General features: G+C 43.8%; 13 protein-coding genes. 4 read left to right on the top strand and 9 right to left on the bottom strand.

Going from position 1 to position 18,543, the window contains the following annotated elements:
* Positions 1-44: 44 nt before the first annotated feature.
* Complete coding sequence (locus tag Q5691_RS04155; protein ID WP_333343973.1) at positions 45-2,078, bottom strand: BamA/TamA family outer membrane protein; 2,034 nt, start codon at positions 2,076-2,078, stop codon at positions 45-47.
* Positions 2,079-2,234: 156 nt separating this feature from the next.
* A complete protein-coding gene (locus Q5691_RS04150) occupies positions 2,235-2,435 on the bottom strand; it encodes a hypothetical protein (protein ID WP_006634481.1) in 201 nt (66 codons plus the stop codon).
* 159 nt (positions 2,436-2,594) lie between these two features.
* Between Q5691_RS04150 and Q5691_RS04145 the strand changes: the two genes are divergently transcribed.
* Together Q5691_RS04145 and Q5691_RS04140 are read left to right on the top strand one after the other, a co-directional pair.
* Positions 2,595-3,425 carry an alpha/beta hydrolase gene (locus Q5691_RS04145; protein ID WP_333215892.1) on the top strand — a complete coding sequence of 277 codons (831 nt, stop codon included), beginning with the start codon at positions 2,595-2,597 and terminating at the stop codon, positions 3,423-3,425.
* 129 nt (positions 3,426-3,554) lie between these two features.
* A complete protein-coding gene (locus Q5691_RS04140; protein ID WP_333343972.1) occupies positions 3,555-5,036 on the top strand; it encodes an ATP-binding protein in 1,482 nt (493 codons plus the stop codon).
* Between the two features lie 125 nt (positions 5,037-5,161).
* Here Q5691_RS04140 and Q5691_RS04135 read toward each other — a convergent pair whose 3' ends face one another.
* From Q5691_RS04135 to Q5691_RS04120, 4 genes are all read right to left on the bottom strand, one after another.
* Entirely contained in the window at positions 5,162-5,515 is a 354-nt protein-coding gene (locus Q5691_RS04135; protein ID WP_333215641.1) for a slr1659 superfamily regulator, read from the bottom strand.
* A gap of 66 nt (positions 5,516-5,581) precedes the next feature.
* Positions 5,582-6,190 (bottom strand): DUF6272 family protein, encoded by a 609-nt coding sequence (locus tag Q5691_RS04130; RefSeq protein ID WP_333215643.1) that lies wholly within the window; start codon positions 6,188-6,190, stop codon positions 5,582-5,584.
* A gap of 31 nt (positions 6,191-6,221) precedes the next feature.
* Entirely contained in the window at positions 6,222-7,457 is a 1,236-nt protein-coding gene (locus Q5691_RS04125; protein ID WP_333215645.1) for an adenylate/guanylate cyclase domain-containing protein, read from the bottom strand.
* A 156-nt stretch (positions 7,458-7,613) separates the two neighbouring features.
* Positions 7,614-9,758, bottom strand: coding sequence for a SpoIIE family protein phosphatase (locus tag Q5691_RS04120; RefSeq protein ID WP_333343971.1), 2,145 nt, complete (start codon positions 9,756-9,758; stop codon positions 7,614-7,616).
* Positions 9,759-9,934: 176 nt separating this feature from the next.
* Between Q5691_RS04120 and Q5691_RS04115 the strand changes: the two genes are divergently transcribed.
* On the top strand, positions 9,935-10,294 hold the full coding sequence (locus tag Q5691_RS04115) for a VOC family protein (protein WP_333343970.1): 360 nt from the start codon (positions 9,935-9,937) through the stop codon (positions 10,292-10,294).
* A 3-nt stretch (positions 10,295-10,297) separates the two neighbouring features.
* Positions 10,298-11,578, top strand: a complete 1,281-nt coding sequence (locus Q5691_RS04110; protein ID WP_333343969.1) for a recombinase family protein — start codon at positions 10,298-10,300, stop codon at positions 11,576-11,578.
* Positions 11,579-11,627: 49 nt separating this feature from the next.
* Here the strand turns inward: Q5691_RS04110 and Q5691_RS04105 are convergent, their stop codons facing one another.
* The 3 genes from Q5691_RS04105 to Q5691_RS04095 all read right to left on the bottom strand — a co-directional run bounded on the left by Q5691_RS04105 (position 11,628) and on the right by Q5691_RS04095 (position 18,382).
* Entirely contained in the window at positions 11,628-12,845 is a 1,218-nt protein-coding gene (locus Q5691_RS04105) for an adenylate/guanylate cyclase domain-containing protein (protein ID WP_333343968.1), read from the bottom strand.
* A 197-nt stretch (positions 12,846-13,042) separates the two neighbouring features.
* Positions 13,043-16,723 (bottom strand): GAF domain-containing protein, encoded by a 3,681-nt coding sequence (locus Q5691_RS04100; RefSeq protein WP_333343967.1) that lies wholly within the window; start codon positions 16,721-16,723, stop codon positions 13,043-13,045.
* A 90-nt stretch (positions 16,724-16,813) separates the two neighbouring features.
* Positions 16,814-18,382 (bottom strand): ATP-binding protein, encoded by a 1,569-nt coding sequence (locus Q5691_RS04095; RefSeq protein ID WP_333343966.1) that lies wholly within the window; start codon positions 18,380-18,382, stop codon positions 16,814-16,816.
* Between the last annotated feature and the right edge of the window lie 161 nt (positions 18,383-18,543).

Genomic DNA, 18,543 nt, shown 5'->3' with positions numbered 1-18,543 from the left:
CCGAAGGAGTGCAACCGGAATTGATATGATCTGTTGCACTATTGTTAAAACCGTTGCTTTGTACCGAGTATAAATTTGAGGTCGCCGGAGTCGCTAACAGCCATATCTAAGCGAATTAATCCAAAGGACGATCGCACCCTCACACCCACCCCAACACCCACCCCAGTCCCCGGTTTGTCCCTAACTACAGCCGGTTTTCCGAGTACACTATCTCCCGTTCCCAAATCCGACGCAAAATCAACAAATATCACGCCGCCAACATCTTGACCAACAGGAAACCGATATTCACCCGAAGCCAAAAAATAACTCCGGCCGCTGCCAATATCCCCGCCGTCGTAACCCCGCACGGAATTGCGGCCGCCGAGGCGAAAAGCTTCCGTTGGTGGCAAATCCCCGATTACCGTCCCCGCTTGCAAGTTAAAAGCCAGCATTTCAGGCAAGGCTTCGGACTCGCTGATGCCGAGCAAAGTTACTGGTACATACTGTATATAATTTGCTAACAGCCGATTACTCACAATGTTACCTCGCCCCAGAGGTATCGACTGCTCGGTGCTGAGGCTGAGAATTGAGCCACTGGTGGGGTTGAAGGGATTGTCCCGCCGATCGAGCATCGCACCGAAAGAAACAGTGTATAACTCGTCAACGCCGCTGCCACTGAATGTGAGAGGATTGCCGAGTTCGTCGCGGCGGGCGATATTTAAGTTGCGATCGCGCGTACTGATGTTTGTATAATTCAGCCCCAAAGTCGATTGCCAATCGCCCAAAGGTCTGGTAAACCTGAGATTTCCCCCCACCCGAATTTCCCGAACTCGGTTCCCGTTGGGCAAATCAATATCTTTGTTGAAAATTTCCGATATTCTGCGATCGCCAAAAGCTCTCACACTGTATCCCAAACGGTCTTCGGCGGCAACGTAAGGGCTGACAAACTGGACATCGTACTGGATACCTCGGAGGCTGGGCTGAAGATCCACCGCCAGCCGCTGCGGGGTTGTACCGAAAGTTCGATCGGTATAGGAAAGAGGAACCGCAACGCCAACATCATCACTCAGACTGGCACTCACGCTAAAAGAGCGAGCCGATCGCTCTTGAACGTTGTAGATTACATTAACATCCGTGCCAACTTCTTCGATCGAAACCGTCACTTTGTCAAACAATCCCAATTGCTGCAACTGCTGCAAATCCGATCGTACAACTTCCCGGCTGTAGTTATCCCCCGCCTTGAGTTTGAGCTCACCTCGGATAAAATCTTCCGAAATTCTGCCCTCAATTGGATTCCCTTTTTTATCAACAGCTTCGCCTCGGGAATTGACAAAGCGAATTTTTACCTCTGCAACATAAACGCCTTCAGCATTGGCCGCTTGACTGATTTGTAGAGTACCGCCTAGCTGTCGGGCGTTGCTGTTTACTGCTTCGGGGATTTCGGCGTTGGCCGCGATCGTCGCCGGAGTTTTTAACAGAGATGTAAAATCTTTATGATGGCTGGACTTGAGTGATATCACTCCCGGTTGCACCGGAATGATTGTTGACTGTTGACTGGTGACTGTTGACTGTGGACTTGGGGTGGAAAAACTCAATGGTTGAGTGTTAACTGTTGACTCAATTTTATTATTATGCAACCGGACACGATATGAGGGCGATTCCCTAGGAGATAGCTGCGCCGCGCGTACTTCTGGAGAAGCTGCGAGCTCATCGGATGCCGGCAAATCCTGCACAGTTGGATTCACCTCATCCGATTGGTGACTATTTAAGACTGGAAGCGATAACAAATGTCGCTTGTCATCTAGTCTAGATCCCCCTAAATCCCCCTTAAGAAGGGGGACTTTGAGCATATTTCTTGTCCCCCCCTTATTAAGGGCTAGGGGGGATCGAGACTTCGCTACAAACAACATAGATGGTCGGTTTGACGTTAAGTTGTCACCAATGACCTCATCCTCCTCCCTCTGCGCCCTCTGCGCCTCTGCGGTTCCCCCTCTAAACTCCGCCTCAGTCGGTGCGGCACTCGGATCAATCGCCTGCGCTGCCAATTCGCCACCAGCCAGCGCCGCCAAAGTCAAAAATGCAATAATCGGAATTCGCATAGACATTAAATTTAAAACACACCGAACGCATATTACCCAAAACCGGGCCCCTGCATAATTAGCCGAAAAGAAACCCGGTATTGTTGAGGCTACCGGGTTTCTGGGATGCTGAAATATGGGAAAGTTCGATCGACCGCGGGCGATCGTTAAATTTGTTTAAATAGCTTGTCGAGAAACACGTTTCTCAAAATGAGCCTGAGTCTGCTGCAACAGTTGTTCGCGACTATCCTTAGCGGTGGTAATGGTAGGGAGCAAGTTGCGAGCTTGTAACGTCATGTGAAGCTGTAGGTGTGCTACGTACTCACTGACATCTTCGCGAAGAGAGCAAGCCGGGTACTGTTTTAAAGTAGAGTTCAAAGTGTTCTCCTGCTTTGGGTTTGTAGTGTTTTCTAATAATCATAGACAATATCATGGTCTATTTCTAACTGTGTACTCCGTAATGAAGTTTAACGTTTGAACTGCTTTTTTGTTACAATCCTTTACAAATGTATCTTACCTATTAGGAGTCGATCACCCATGCAGTCTCAAGCACTTCGAGGACAAACGCACACATTAACTACATTTGTCAATAGCACCACCCAAACAGCCGCCTACCTCGACATCGGGTGCGGCAGACCCTTATTGATGCTGCACGGTTTCTTAGGAGAAAAGACTTGCTGGCTGCCGTTAATTGAGTTATTGCAATCTCAGTTTCGGTGCATCAGTTTAGATATGTTGGGTTTTGGAGAATCCAGCAAACCAGAAATCCGCTACGACGTAGCTGTAGAAGTTGCTTTTGTGCGGCAAGTTGTAGAACAACTAAATATCGAACCCTGCTGCATCATCGGACATTCTTTTGGCGGTTGGGTAGCATCTGCATATTCCCTAAAATATCCTAATTCTGTCAGCAGTTTAGTATTAGCAGCCCCAGCGGGAATTCGGGACGATAGTTTTTGCGGTCAATATGATGCTTTGCGGCCGCTGTTGTGGGAAACCCCAGCCGTTGATTGGGCTTTGCAGTTGGCAAAACCTTTTGCTAGTTTAGCTGGAAAAAGTGAGAAATTACAGCAAATTTCCGGGTGGCGCAGGGAGTTAATGTCTCAACCAGTAGCAAGGTCATTTTTAATGAGTCGGATGCGACCGGAAGACGCAGTTGATACAGTAGAAAAAGAAATTCACAAATTGCAAATTCCTACCTTAGTTATCGCAGCAGATAGCGACGAAACAATTCCTCTATGGCACTGTGAAACCTACGCTAACGAGATAGCGGGGGCAGAGTTAGTAATTATTCCCAATGCTGCTCACGGGTTGCCGCAAACTCAAGCTCAAATTATGGCGAAGTTGACTTGTGAATTTTTGAATAGTTAAGAAAAACTGTGCAATAAGCCGAATCATAAAAATTGTGATAAGCCACCAACTGAAAATAATTGTGTTTTAGTATACTACTTTATTAGGAAATACAGAATATATTGATTAGTGTCTTGTACAATTTTTTTTATGGCTCTTAAATCTTGTGTCAGCAGGAGCTACAGACATTTAGTAGAGTCGGGGGTATTACCAATGGCAGCACTGAGCAACTACTTTAATCTGGAAGAAATTACGACTGCCAGAAAAATTAGTGCTGCGGTAATTAACATCAGCGGCCGCCAGCGAATGCTTTCCCAACGAACGGCTTTTTTTTGCATGAGGTTAGTTTGCTCTCAGAATGGGGTAGAAAGAGCAAAACTGCGCCGGGATTTGTTAGAGGCGATCGAGCTTATGGAAAAATCGCACCGCGACTTAATTAATCTTGGCAGCAGCGTCAACTTAGTGAGTCCCCCTTCACCCGCCCTCAAGGCAATGTATTTTGAGCCGCCACTGTATTTAGACAGACAAGTGCGCGCATATATCGATCGAATAAAAGCACTGGTGCAAGTTCCTGATGCCGAACTCATGCTGGAAAACCCCCACCTGCTCTACATTGTCGAAGCAGCGGGCGGCGACTTGCTAGAAGCTTTCGATGCCGTGGTGAGTCAATACCAGCAAGAAAGCGAAATCGAACAATTTGAAATCGACCTTAAACAGGTTGAACTTTATCAAGAAAGTTGTGCTGCTACCTCGAAAGCGGAAGCCCAAGCCGCCCAGCTCGATCGCGCACTTTGCGAACTAAAACAAACTCAAGCTCAACTCCTCCACAGCGAAAAAATGTCTTCGCTGGGGGCGCTAATGGCTAGTATCGTCCACGAAATTAATAACCCAGTTAGTTTTATTTACGGCAACTTGAGCCATGCCGCAATTTATACTCAAGATTTGTTGCATCTGCTGTGTCTCTATCAAGAATGCTATCCCAATCCCTGTTCCGAAATCACAGCTAAAATCGAAGAGATAGATCTTGATTTTCTAGTTGAAGACTTGCCTAAAGTTATCTCTTCCATGCAAATGGGTTCCAATCGCATTCGCGAAATTGTCAAATCTATGGGCAACTTTTCGCGAACCGATAACAGTAACATGACCATGTGCGATTTGCACGACAGCATTGACAGCACCGTGTTAATTTTGCGAAACCGTCTCAATTCTCAAATAGACCGTCGCGACATTCAAGTAGTTAAAAATTATGGAAAATTGCCTCCTGTAGAGTGTTATTCAGGACAGCTAAATCAAGTATTTATGAATCTAATTACCAACGCGATCGATGCTTTGGACGAGATATCACAAAATCAGCCCTATGCTGCGCTAAAAATTTTGATCACCACAGAATTAGCTGGGTCCGATCGCGTGAGAGTGCGGATTGCAGACACGGGAACTGGAATGACAGCAGAGATAAAAGAACGAATGTTCGAGCAGTTTTTCACCACCAAGGAAATCGGTAAAGGTACTGGTTTAGGATTGTCTATTGTCTACAAAATCTTAGTAGAAAATCACCGAGGATCGCTTCGGTGCGAGTCTGAACCCTGCAAGGGAACCGAGTTTATCATTGAACTGCCGATCCAGCAAACTTAAGCAATTTACTGATCATCCAAATTTATCTATTTTAACTCGGTGTGGCACGGGCGTCACGCCTATGTTAACTGTGTGTGGAACGGGCGTCCCGCCTGTATTAACTGTAGTTAAAATTTACACATATCCTACGCTAATTCGAGCTTCAAAGTTGGCAACAGCTTTTCTAAATTTCTGAGAGATTTCTGTTGCCAGGGAACATCATTTGAACCCAATACCAAAAGTTGAATCGTTTTCTTTTTCCGAACGGCAATGACAAACTTAGACAGCATACTGATACCAGAACTGTTAACAAATTCCAAATTTTTTAGGTTCAAGGTAATAGTAGGCGGTTGGGGATTGGCAACCTCATCTAACAATTCGACTATTGGCGCATACTCTGCTGGGCCGCTCAGGCTCAGTTCGCCTTGGAAAGTGACTGTGACTGATTCTGGATCGTACTGAATGCTGTAATCTTCACCTTGAATTTCTTGAATGCCCATTGTAATTTTGTTTCCTGACTAAAATAGTGCGTTCGCACAAGAGAGTAAATATTGAAATACTAGCAACTAGACCCTAATTTGAACCACAGTCGTAACAATGATGGTATCACTATCTGGTCTGCGCTCGAATTTCCAACCTATCTTAGCTGAATAGTCATTAATCATCGTCAGCAATCCCAATCCCGATGTGTCACTTTCCGATTCCGCATTCTTTTCAAGCTGCTGCAAATAAAGTTCATTGGGATCGGAAGCCAGAATTTCTTCAATAAACTCCTTCAATTTATTTGCCCTTTCTGGCTTGACACTATTACTGGCAAAAATTATCGCCGTCACCTCTGTTTCACCAATAAAATGTATACCAAATCTTACCTTGTAATTGGTATCATCGTTATTAAATTTTATCGCATTTTCTAACAGTTCGTTTGCCACATAACTCACAGCTCCCTTGCTTTCTTTTATCCGTTTCTCGCTGCTAGCATCCTCCTCATCCACCGGTAGAAAGCTAGACAAATAATCGGCTACAAAATGAGCTGAAAGCCTGTTATTGCGCCAGCGCTGTTTGATGGGGCGAGAACTGGGGGTAAATGTAAGTTCTAGGGAGTCGTGTTCAGGAGGAAATTCTTCAATGAATTCTCCAAAGATTTGTGTCATTGTTTTTAAGCTTCCAGATGTCATGATTTTTCTGCCTCCAATTGATGTATCAATGTCACTTCTGGGTAAATTTCCACACGCCATTCCAGTTAGCAGGAAGACTCTTTTCTAACAGCGATTGGAGGCGTTTTAGGTAAAGTTGACTGGGCTTGTCATCTGGATTTAGCGCCACTATCTGTTCAAAACAAACTATGGCCTTAGCAAAATTTCCCTGACAATATTCTTGGAGTCCCTCCTCAAATATAGGCAAAGTTTGAATTTTGAGCGATCGCACTGGTTCTACTTCAACATCTAACACCTCACAAACTGAAATGGCTTCTTGTCTACCTTTGACAATAGCCCGATCCAAAAAACGGATATGATACTTTTCGCGTTGACTCAAACGTTGTACCACATCTCCAGAAATTAATAAAGATACGCCATAATACTTAGTCAAACCTTCCAGACGAGCGGTGAGATTGACATGATCTGAGATCGCATCTGCTTGCATCCGATTGGCGTCACCAATAATCCCAACCATCGTATCACCCACATGGATACCAATGCCAATCTTCAGCGGTATATCCCCATTTATTTTACGGCTTTGATTGTATTTATGCAACTGCTCCAATTTCACAATTCCTGCCTGAATAGCATCATCCACGCCATCAGGAAAAACTGCCATAACTCCATCTCCAATATACTTGACAATAAAACCGTTATGCTTACGAATTTCGGGACTAATTTGCTGTAAATAGTTATTGATGAAATCAAAGTTTTCTTGAGGAGTCATTTGCTCCGCCATCGTGGTGAACGAACGCATATCGGAAAACATAATTGCCATCTCTTTGCTCACGTGATCTCCAAGCTGGAAATCAACCATGCTTTGCTTGCCGAGAAATTGGAGAAATTCATCGGGAACGAAACGTCCGTAAGCCTGCAAAAGTTTCTCTAATTCTTGTTCCCGCGCTTTCACCGTTTGCACCATATGGGAAAATACCTGTGCCAGTTCTCCCAGTGCATCACTGCGCGCTGCCACATCTGACAATATCTGGGGTTGAAAGCTATTGTTTTTTACAGCAATAGCTGCATCTATAACCTTTTTTACCTGCTCGATGTAAGTCTGCATCTCTCGGTTTTTATGATGGATCTGGTTTTCCAGATCCGTGGAGTGTTCCGTGATAATTTCTACTAAAGTTTCATAGCTGTTTTTTTCATCCTCTACTTCCTCAAGTTTTTCGCTCAACTCCTGTAGCTGTTTATGGAGTTCTTCTGGAGATTTAGATGGTGCTAAATTTATTTGTGGTTTCATAATTTATACTTCCGAATCTGGAAGCGCAAAGTTGTTTGACTTCCTAGCTGTAAATTATTATAACTTACAGGCGCGGAACTCTAAATCTTGTTTCTGCGTCGATACTTGACCACTAAATCCAATACCCCTGGTAGAAACCGGGTTGACGACAGTCAATCATAAATTATGCACAATATTTCCCTGTTGCTTCAATACTAGCAAAGTAATGTCATCAAAAACCTTTTGTTTTCCAATAAATTTTCGCAAATCAGCGATGGTGGCTTCCTTGATTTGTTCGGCGCTCAAGTGCCAGTTTTGAGAAACAACTTCACAGAGTCTTTCAATACCATAGAATTTTTTGTGCATATTTCTAGCTTCGGGAATGCCGTCAGTGTAAAGCACCACCCCGTCCCCCGGCTCTAAGTCTACTAAAACATGGCTAATCCAATCGGAAATATCCTCATCTAAGGCGAGCGGAAATCCTAAATTCATGGTGTCTATCCGCTGGATTTTACCACCTTTCCTGACCACAATAGTTTCCTCATGTTGACCGCTGATACTAATTGTGCGATCCGCATAGTTTAGCAAAGCTAGTGTCATATTTTTGTCGGAGTTCATGCGCTGGACATTTTTATAAATAGTGCGGTTGAGGGTATCTAAAAAACGCACCGGGTTGGATTCTTGCATTTCCTGAAGAGTGCGGACAGCAGCTTGAGTCATCACCATCAAAATGCCGCTTTCTAATCCGTGTCCGGTGACATCACCAATGCAAATCGTGACAACCCCGTTAGTACAAAGTACGTCGTAGTAATCACCACCTAATTCCGAGGCTGGCTCCATAAATCCGGCAATATCTAAATCTTGAATGGCTGCGAGTTCAGCAGGTTTTGGCAGAATCAACTGCTGCATTTGTTTGAGCATATCGAGTTCAGAGCTCATGCGGAGGTTTTCCGCTTTCAAGCGCTGGTTGAGAGCGGCAATTTGTTTCGTGGCTGTGGCGAGTTCAGAGGTGCGTTCTTTGACTTTATCTTCTAGAGTTTCAAAGGATTCTTGCTGTTGTCTCGCCATGCTGTTAAAGGAATTTGTTAAGGTTTCAATTTCCCAAATCCGACTGGAAGCAACATTTTGGTTAAGAGCACCACCTGCTAGATATTCTGAAGCTTGAGCAATTTGGCTTAGGGGGCGAGTAATCCAGCTAGCGGTGAAAATGCCCACTCCAACAGAGACAATGAGAGCCACAATACACAGCCAAATAGTCTGGCGAGTGTTAGCATAAATTTGCGCCATAAAGTCGGCTTCAGGAACTACTACTACAATCAGCCAATTGAGACCGTACTTGTCAGTTAGCGGAGAAACTTGGATAAATTGCCGCTCACCGTTTAGCTTAAAGTCAAGTTGAACAGTTTGATGGATGTCTTCCAAACGCTTGAAGCTATCGAGCAGATAAACCACACTTTGACGCATCAGCGGGTTGCTGCTTTCTTGTGCTTTTAGCCGCTTTGTATCTTTGCCTGTTCCCACCGAAAGAGGCTGTTCTTTAAGCGAGGTGGCTATTAACTCACCCTGGGGTTCAATGATAAATACTTGACCGGAATTACCCACTCTTAAGGTTTGCAGGAAGTGGCGAATTTGATCTAGTCCCATCTGGCAAGTCAGCACGCCAATTAGTTTCCCTTCGGCATCATAATAGGGTAGACTCGCATTAATTTGCAGCGTACCGTAGCCAAAATTAATATAAACTTCACTCCAAGCTGCCTGTTTCTTCTCAACAGCTACTCTGTAAAAAGGGCGCGTGCGAACGTCATAATTGGGCGTGTTTTTTTCGATTGTTGTCGGGTTTCCATTATCGTCAAGGTTGTAATAGATCAAGTCGCCACCCCCCGGAATCAGTTGCTGGGCAAGCTGAGGTTGTTCCAGTCCAACCAGCCGATTTACCCAACCCACACGCAGGTACTGACCTTTTTCGTTGGCAATTCCCGCGTGACCGATCGACTTAAATTGCAGAACTTGTTTCCAAAAATATGGTCGAGCTTGCTCCAAATCGTCAAAGTTCAACACCCCCAAAGGTACAGCATCCTGATTAATCTGATTCACCAGTGGCGGAGCTTCCAGATAGGTTTGAACACGTTCGTAAACTCTCGCACTCACTTCCTGCCGCAACTGACTAACAATATCGTTGACTATCTGCTCTCCGTTTCTGTAAGAGAGATAGCCAACGCAGCCAACAGCCGCCAAAATTTGGAGAACAAAGGGAACTACCAAGACATTGCGGAGACGAAATTTGCCCGATCTGGAGACGATCGCACTTTTTTGAGAAACCATTGTTAAAAACACTCCCAGGGGGCAGTTTTTTGTTACAAGACTTGATAATGGATATATTAAGAGCGACGGACAATGTTATCATATCAAAAACTCAACCAACATCAAAAAATCTGCGTTCATCAGCGCTCATCTGCCTGCATCAGCGGTTAAAATAAAACAATAAATTCCAAGAAACAATGCAAATTACTCAATCCCTCCACAGCGCCATCCTCATCTCCAACCTGGAAAAATCCCAACACTTTTACAGCACCGTACTAAAACTGCAAAAAATCGATCGCGACTTAAAATTTCCCGGAATCTGGTATCAAATCGGCGACTTCCAGCTCCACCTAATTTTAGGTGCAACAATTATCCCAGATGCCGTAGACCATGCCAAATGGGGACGCAACCGACATCTAGCATTTTCTGTGGCCAACTTAGAGGCAGCCAAACAGCAGTTAATCGCTCACAATTGCCCGTTTCAAATGAGCGCGTCAGGTCGATCGGCATTATTTACCCAAGATCCCGACGGCAACATCATCGAACTCAGCGAGTAACAGATGAAAATCATCGCTTATTCTTACACCGAACCGCTACTGGAAGCAGCACCCGCACCGGAAATTTGGGGTCAAGAAGTCGATCGCACCTATCAAGACTTAGGAGGGCGGCAGCAACTGCAACAACTCCTCAAAGACTGCCAAACAGAACCAGTCAAATACTTATTAATTCAGCGGTTTGAAGAACTAGGCGACACCGTACAGCAAGTGTGTTCGCACCTCGCCCAACTCGAAAACCTCGGCGTCGAAATCATCGTACAAGCAGAAACAGAACCGCGAAACCGCCAAAACTTGCTGCAAATCCTCGCAGAAATCCAGCGCAGCCAACACAGCCGGAGTATTCGCAAAGGACACGCCCGCAACCGCATCAAATCCCGGATTCCACCGGGTAAGGCTCCCTACGGCTACCGGCGCGGCAAAGATTGTTATACGATCGATAAAACCACCGCCCCCACCGTCAAAGACTTTTTTGAACACTTTTTAATTTACGGTTCCTTGCGAGGTTCCGTGCGGTATTTAGCCAAGAAATACAACAAAAAAATCTCTGTAAGCACCGGCCGCCGCTGGTTGACAAATCCCGCCTACCGAGGCGATTTGGAATATCAAAACAGCCAAGTAATTTCTAACACCCACGTCCCGATTATTTCCAGAGAAGAAGCCGCCCAAATAGACAGGTTACTGCGCCGCAACCGCTGCCTTTCTCCTCGCAGCGCTAGCGCCCCACGTTCCCTCGCAGGTTTAGCAATTTGTGCAGAATGCAAATCCCCCATGACAGTTGCCAAAGTCACCTCCTACCGCCAAGAAAAAGAATACCTTTATTTGCGACCGATTAACTGTTCAAAACAGCCTAAATGTAGCGGCCTTTCCTACGATGAAGTATTGCAATTAACCATCGCCGGTATTTGTCGGGATTTACCCGATGCTGTTGCTGGGTTGCAAAGGCCGAATATGAATGGAATTAAAGCAGGAATTGTCAGGGCGATCGCATCGAAACAAGAAATCATACAGCAACTTTCCGCCCTGATTGACAGCGGCATATTAGACACCGAAACGGCTGAGTTTAGAGCCTACAAAATCCGCACCGAAATTGCCGAACTGCAAAGCAAATTAGCGCAACTACCCCCCGTAAATTTGCGAGAAATTGCCCAAACAGTTTCCCTGCCGCAATTTTGGCTCGATTTATCAGAATCAGAACGCAGGTTTTACTTTCGAGAATTTATCGATCGCATTGAAATCGTCCGGGAACCTACTAATTTGCAGTTGCAAATTATTTTCATTTTTTAATAATTAGTTCAACTTTCATCCGTAGCTTTTAGGTGAGATGCCCGACTTCTTAAAGCAGTGGGGTATTTGGGTACTCTATTACTTCGCTAGGAGAGGACTTCCTTTGACTATAATCGGTTTCAAACGCTGAATTATCTTTTTTAGCCTTTAGCCAATAGGCGATCATCTCTCCTTTTCCTTTAATCGCGATCGCACCTCTTTCTTCAAATAAATACCGATCTTTTAACACTTCGTAAATAGCAGTAGTAACTTGAATATATCCCGGTAAGCCTTGACATTCCATCCGAGAAGCAACATTAACAGTATCTCCCCACAAGTCATAGCTAAATTTTTTAGTGCCAATTACGCCAGCAACTACGGGCCCTGTATGAATGCCAATCCTAATTTGAAATGGTTCGCCTCTGTCAGTTTGAAAATCAGCGATCGCTTCCTGCATATCCAAGGCCATATTCGCGATCGCTTCTACATGATCTGCCCTCGGCACAGGCAACCCCCCCGCTACCATATAAGCATCTCCAATTGTTTTAATTTTTTCCAAACCGTGTTTTTCAGTTAGTTGGTCAAACCTTGAAAAAATCTGGTTTAGTACCTTTACCAATTCTAGAGGTAACATTCTAGCAGCAATAGACGTAAAATCGACAATATCGGCAAAAAGAACTGTTGCTGAATCAAACCTCTGGGCAGGAGAACCCTCGCCCTTTTTCAAATTTTCAACAATCGCTGCTGGTAAAATATTCAGCAATAAATGATCCGACTTTGTTTGAGCAAGCCGTAAAGCTAGCTCCACCCCCTGCCGCTCTTTAATTTCGTTTTGCAAACGTTCGACAAGTTCTTGGAATTGCTTTGTTTGCTGTTGAAGTAACTGTTGTTGACTTTGAATAGTTAACTGGTTTGCCACTCGTGCCAATACTTCTTTACCGTGAAAAGGTTTAGTAATATAGTCAACTGCTCCCACATCAAAGGCTTTCACCTTATCTAAAACGTCATCTAAAGCGCTTAAGAAAATCACGGGAATGGAACTGGTTTTTGGTGAAGCTTTCAACTTTGCACATACCTCATATCCATTCATGTCTGGCATCATCACGTCCAGCAAAATTAGAGTCGGCGGAAACTCTTGAACTGTAGAGATCGCCCTTTGCCCGTTCAGCGCTTTACGAACCTGATACCCTTGTTCGGTCAAGATTGTAGATAAAAGCCGCACATTATCTGGCTTATCATCAACTACTAAAATGTTGGCTTGGATTGTAGGATACTGATGGCTGTCCATGCGATCTCTCACGGTAGTTTGTCAAGATAAAAAATATTAACACTTACGAAGTTTACCTCAAAAAAATGCAACAGTAGAAATTCAGATTTTATCTCCTAAAAAGAGATGGCAAGGAGACGGTATTGGGGCTTAATGTTAGGTTTTTTTTCAATAAAATACTCTCCTAAGTTTAGATTAGTTGATGAAAACTGGTATTTTTACCTCGTCGCAACTGCTGACTGCGCTATATCTATAATATCGTCAAATAGGAAATCCTGCACCAAAGTAGTTAAATATTCTGCGGCTAAAGCAAACTCACTCGGCATTTCCTCAATCAACTTGACAATTTTATCGTCGCAACATTCATGAGCAGCATGAGATATCTTTTCTACCCACTCAAGAGGCATTTGACGGAGTTGTGACTCGATAGATTGATTGCTACTCCCTCCGCTAATTTCGCTTTCATTTTCTCGTGGTGCATCAACAGATTCCTCGTAAATGTAACGTACTCCTAAAAGTTCTTCCATTTTCGCAAATAATATCTTTGCCTCGAAGGGTTTACGCATGAAATCATCGCAGCCTGCTCCTAAAATAGTTTGTCGTTCCTCTTCAAAAGCGCTAGCAGTAAGAGCAACTATTACAGTTTTTTTTCCGATCGGATGAGCTTTAATTTTTCTGGTTGCTTCATAGCCATCCATGACAGGCATCTGCATATCCATCCAGATCAGGTGCGGTTGCCAATCCTCCCATACAGCAATAGCTTCTTGACCATCTCTAGCTTCTCGCACGAGGATGCCTAGGGGTGACAATAATCTCTCTATGACTAGGCAGTTATCGGCGCGATCGTCAACAACCAAAATCCGGTATTCTGGTTGATTCGGTGCTAAACTAATTACTTTTTTCTGCGGTTTAAGGATTTTAATCTCGCTGGGAGTAGCCAGGTTAATTTTAATATCAAATGCAAACTTACTTCCCAACTCAGGTGTACTGCTGACAGTAATATCTCCTCCCATCATTTGTACAAATTTGCGGCTAATTGGTAAACCTAATCCAGTCCCCTGTTGAGACTTTTGACCTGTTTTTGTTTGCTCAAAGGGTTCAAATAACTTATTTATCTCTTCTGCGGCAATCCCAAGGCCAGTATCTTCAATTTCAAACTGAAGGCGTAAGAATTCCGGGCGAAGTTCATTCGCGTCTACACAATCAAAGTCCGCCAAGCTTTCGGACTGATTAAAACCAGTGCACCATCCGGGTTTTTTTTGTATAGCTGTGGCTTCAAGCGCTAAGCTTGTGGAATGTTCAGAACCCGCGCCGGCAAGTTTTGTTTGTGTGTCCCCAAACTCTGCATTTTTAGCTCTCAAACTTTCTTGTCCCTGATTTTTTACTCGCAAAGTAACACTACCCATCTCTGTAAACTTGATCGCATTTCCTACAAGATTAATCAAAATTTGCCGCAATTTACCTTCATCTCCAGTAACAAAATGTGGTACGCCGTCACCCACTGCCAAATTTAGCTGCAATTTTTTAGATTTAGCTTTTAATCGAAACATTTCTTCTAAGGTTTTTAACAAGCGCATTAAATTAAAACTGCTTTCATTAAGCTGACTTCTTCCAGCTTCAATTTTGGACATTTCTAAAATGTCATTAATCAGGGCAAGCAAGTGTTCACCCGCGCGATTAATAATTTCTAGGTGCTGTTGGTGTTGATTGTTGAGAGATGAATCGCGCACCATCACCTGACTAAATCCGAGAATGGCATTCAGAGGAGTCCGCAATTCATGGCTCATAGAAGAAAGGAATTCGCTCTTGGCGCGGTTAGCTGTATCAGCAGCTACGACAGCTTTTTGTAATGCTGTTTCTGCTAATTTGCGATCGGCAATTTCTGTTTGAGCTTGTTCAAAAAGGGTGCATTGCTGGATAGCAATTGCTAGCTGCACGGAAATTTGCTTGAGAGATTCTATCTCAGAAGAGTCCCAATGCCTTTGACTGCGGCAGTGATGAGCAATGAGTAGCCCCCATAGTTTTTCACCTTGCAAAAGGGGAACGACGAGGTTAGCTTTAATTTCCAACTCGCTCAGTAAATTAACGTGGCACTCTGAAATACCTGCTGTATAAATATTGTCGATCGCGCGCAGGTGTCCCTGCTCGTAAACAGAGACGTAGTGTTCTCGAAAACAAGGGTCATTAATATCAATTCCCAGAATTGGCATCGTACCGACAGATACCGACTCGACGGCTATAAATCCACTCCAATCTGGATTAAAGCGGTAAATAACTGTCCTGTCTGTTGACAAAAACTGGCGCACTTCTTCCACCGCCATTGTCAGCACTTCTTCTAGGTTAAGAGAAGAACGAATCCGCTCTTGAATGGAATTAACGAGCCGCTCCCTTTTTACTTGCTGCTGCAAGGCGATTTCCGCCTGTTTGCGAGCAGTAACATCTACTCCATAACCAACGCACTCCACAGGTATACCAGCAGCATCTTTGACTAACTTAACCTCATCGTATATCCAGCGATAACTACCGTCTTTGTGCCGTTCGCGGTATTCATAGGAAATCGATTCTTTTTCCAATATCTGAGCGAATGAAGTAGCAACAATCTCTCGATCGTCGGGATGAACCAGGCTATGCCAATCAAGGGAACCATCAAGAAATTCTCGCGCTTCGTAACCAATCATTGAAACAATATTATCGCTGACAAATGTTACGTCATAATTTCCCCCTAATTTGCAGCTAAAAATGACCGCCGGAGTAGTCGCCAGTAAATATTGCAAGCGTTCGGTGACAGAACGCAAGTTTAACTCAGCTTGCTTGCGATCGCGAGCTTCCATTGCTAAAGCTGCTATCTGTGCCACATAGCTAGCGAAGCTTTGTTCATCGAGCGTCCAATTCCTGGTCGTTCCCTGATGTTCTAAACAAATTACACCCGCAATTTGTCCTTGATGGGTAATAGGAACATCTAGCATCGACGAAATGTTTAAAGGCGTCAAATAAGATTCGCTAAATTCTCGGGTGCGCGGATCTGTTTTGGCATCAACCGCTGCGATCGCCTGTTCTGTATTCAAAGCTTGGAAATAGCTAGGATAGTCAGCAACTTTTAGTTCTGCGCCGGCGCTGTGTTGATTGGGCCTCAGTTCGTAAAGATCCGCACAGCATAGTGAGGATTTATCTTCCTGATAAAACCAAATACTTGCCCTATCAACATTCAGGGTACGAGTTGCCATTTGCGTAATCTCTCTCAACGCCTCGGCGATATTTCCCTCGTAGATACTAGAATTTTTCGCTAATTCTAGCAAACCATTTTGTTGTTCTGTTAACCTAGTTTCTCGTTCGCGCAAAGCTGATTCAGCGGCTATTCTTTCTCTAATTTGTGCTTCTAAATAACCATTAATTTCTGTTAACTGTACGGTGCGCTCTTGGACTTTTATTTCTAAATCATCATAAGCGTGGCGCAACGCTAATTCAGCATCTTCACGCACCCCAATCTCAGTCTGCAACTTGCGATTTATGGCCTCTAATTCTTGGGGGGTTTTTAAAGACAAAAACTGGGGCAATAGTGTTACCATCGAGGCGGCGGTGTAGCAGGAAACCAGTGCAGTAATTCCTTTTTCAATCCCCGACAGCCAATAAGCGGAATGCCACAACGTCCAAATGTCTAGCAAGTGACCCGTGCCGCAGAGAATAATAAATGCACCAAATAAAGCAAATATTCCTAAAAAAGGAACATCGCGCCGCTTGAAGATAAAATAAATTAGCATCGCCGGAATTGAATAGTAGGCGATCGCGATTAAAAAGTCCCCAGTTACGTGCAGCCACACTAAAGGCGTTTGCCAAAGATAGCAATGACCGTGAGGCATATACTGAGTAGGGGAAAAGATATTTTTGAGTGCTTCCCACATAATACTTGTTATTGGCAGATAATATGGATTTGATGATGCCTAAGTTAGGCAAAAAATAAAAGAAACCGAAAAATTTAGCTGGATTCAGCATTATTTATTAACGCCTAAACCCAGCTTGTTCATAACAGCTTGCTTTTGTACTAGGTGGCGCTCGCTAAATTGCGATCGCAAAGGAATTTCAATGATAAACTCCGTACCTCTCCCAACCTCGGATGTGCAGCGCAAATAACCTTCATGGGATTGAATAATCTGATAAGAAATCGCCAAACCCAGTCCGGTACCAGCACCGATAGGTTTCGTTGTATAAAATGGATCGTAAATTTTAGCGATCGCATCATAATCTATGCCAGTGCCATTATCAGCAATGTGAATCTGCACCCACTTGCCATCAACTAAAAGCGTGCGGATGCGAATTTTTAGCAGTGGGCAATAGGGGTTTTGTGAGTAGTCAAATAAATTATTTTCCCAATAGCCGTTGGTCGAATATCCCTGCTGTACAATCTGTTCTAAAGCATCAATAGCATTAGAACAAATATTCATAAATACTTGGTTAAGCTGTCCAGCGTAGCATTCCAATTCTGGCAAATCTCCATACTCTTTAATCACTTGAATAGGCGGACGGTTTGGTTGTTCTTTCAAGCGGTGCTGCAAAATCATTAAAGTGCTATCGAGACCTTCATGGATATTTACCTTTTTCATGTCGGCTTCGTCTAACCGGGAGAAAGTCCGTAAAGATTTAACAATTTCCCTAATTCGCTCTGCTCCAATTTTGAGCGAACCAAAAAGTTTTTGCAAGTCTTTTAAAATAAAATCGAGTTCGATAGTGTGAATCTTGTCTGCAATTTCCGGCGCCGGAGTGGGGTAATAAACTTGATAAGCCTTAATCAATTCTACAAGCTCTTTAATGTATTCCTCCGCAGGAATCAGATTGCCATAAATGAAGTTAACAGGGTTATTGATCTCGTGGGCAACCCCAGCTACCATTTGCCCCAAAGACGACATTTTTTCAGTTTGCACGAGTTGAGTTTGAGCGCCTTTAAGTTGTTGCAGAGCGTTCTCTAAATGCTGAGTTTGTTCTCGCAGTTTAGCTTCCGAGTGCCGCAATGAATTTTCAGCCAAAGAGCGATCGCGATTTTCCTGTAGCAAAAGTTCATTAGTGGATTCTAAAGCGATCGTCCTCTCTATCACCCGTTTTTCCAATTCTAGCATTAATTCCGAGAGTGCTTCTTGAGCTTGTTTGCGATCGCCAATCTCATTTTGTAAAGCTACATTTGCCACCGCCAATTGATCAGGACTGGGAATAGCCAAGATTTTTGGGATTAGTTCCACCAGCACTGCTGCTGTAGATAGCGAAATCAACGCCGTAATCGCTTTAAGAAAACCCGAGAACCAATAATTAGGATGCCACAGCGTCCATATTTCCATAATATGGGTAATTCCGCAGCAGATAATAAAAGAGCCAAACAGCATGAAAACCCAGTCAAAAGGCACGTCTTGCCGCTTTTTAACAATATAAATCAGCGTAATCGGTATCAAAAAATAAGCTACGGCTATCAAACCATCGGACAAAACGTGTAGCCCCACTAATCCCGGCTTCCACAAGTAGCAATGACCGTGAGGAATAAAATAATTTGAAAACATTTCATGAACCATTTGCATCAAATTAACTCGGTTATTTGCTAAAATTTTTCAGAGGTGATTACAGGAAAATTTTAAAAAAATGCTGGCACACAAATAAGAATTAGGCTTTTGGCCTTCACACTTGTGATGAGTAAATGCAGCGATCTGAAACTATTGTTAATTAAATTAACATCAATCGA

Source organism: Microcoleus sp. w1-18aA5, assembly GCF_036701705.1.
Lineage (GTDB): Bacteria > Cyanobacteriota > Cyanobacteriia > Cyanobacteriales > Microcoleaceae > Microcoleus.
This window is presented reverse-complemented; position numbering and strand designations above follow the sequence as displayed.

Excerpts from the sequence above, each read along its gene's own strand:
- Q5691_RS04105 (WP_333343968.1), bottom strand. The coding sequence starts at position 12,845 with ATGGACAGCCATCAGTATCCTACAATCCAAGCCAACATTTTAGTAGTT.
- Q5691_RS04140 (WP_333343972.1), top strand. The coding sequence starts at position 3,555 with ATGGCTCTTAAATCTTGTGTCAGCAGGAGCTACAGACATTTAGTAGAG.
- Q5691_RS04145 (WP_333215892.1), top strand. The coding sequence starts at position 2,595 with ATGCAGTCTCAAGCACTTCGAGGACAAACGCACACATTAACTACATTT.
- Q5691_RS04130 (WP_333215643.1), bottom strand. The coding sequence starts at position 6,190 with ATGACATCTGGAAGCTTAAAAACAATGACACAAATCTTTGGAGAATTC.
- Q5691_RS04095 (WP_333343966.1), bottom strand. The coding sequence starts at position 18,382 with ATGCAAATGGTTCATGAAATGTTTTCAAATTATTTTATTCCTCACGGT.
- Q5691_RS04155 (WP_333343973.1), bottom strand. The coding sequence starts at position 2,078 with ATGCGAATTCCGATTATTGCATTTTTGACTTTGGCGGCGCTGGCTGGT.
- Q5691_RS04100 (WP_333343967.1), bottom strand. The coding sequence starts at position 16,723 with ATGTGGGAAGCACTCAAAAATATCTTTTCCCCTACTCAGTATATGCCT.
- Q5691_RS04125 (WP_333215645.1), bottom strand. The coding sequence starts at position 7,457 with ATGAAACCACAAATAAATTTAGCACCATCTAAATCTCCAGAAGAACTC.
- Q5691_RS04115 (WP_333343970.1), top strand. The coding sequence starts at position 9,935 with ATGCAAATTACTCAATCCCTCCACAGCGCCATCCTCATCTCCAACCTG.
- Q5691_RS04135 (WP_333215641.1), bottom strand. The coding sequence starts at position 5,515 with ATGGGCATTCAAGAAATTCAAGGTGAAGATTACAGCATTCAGTACGAT.
- Q5691_RS04120 (WP_333343971.1), bottom strand. The coding sequence starts at position 9,758 with ATGGTTTCTCAAAAAAGTGCGATCGTCTCCAGATCGGGCAAATTTCGT.
- Q5691_RS04110 (WP_333343969.1), top strand. The coding sequence starts at position 10,298 with ATGAAAATCATCGCTTATTCTTACACCGAACCGCTACTGGAAGCAGCA.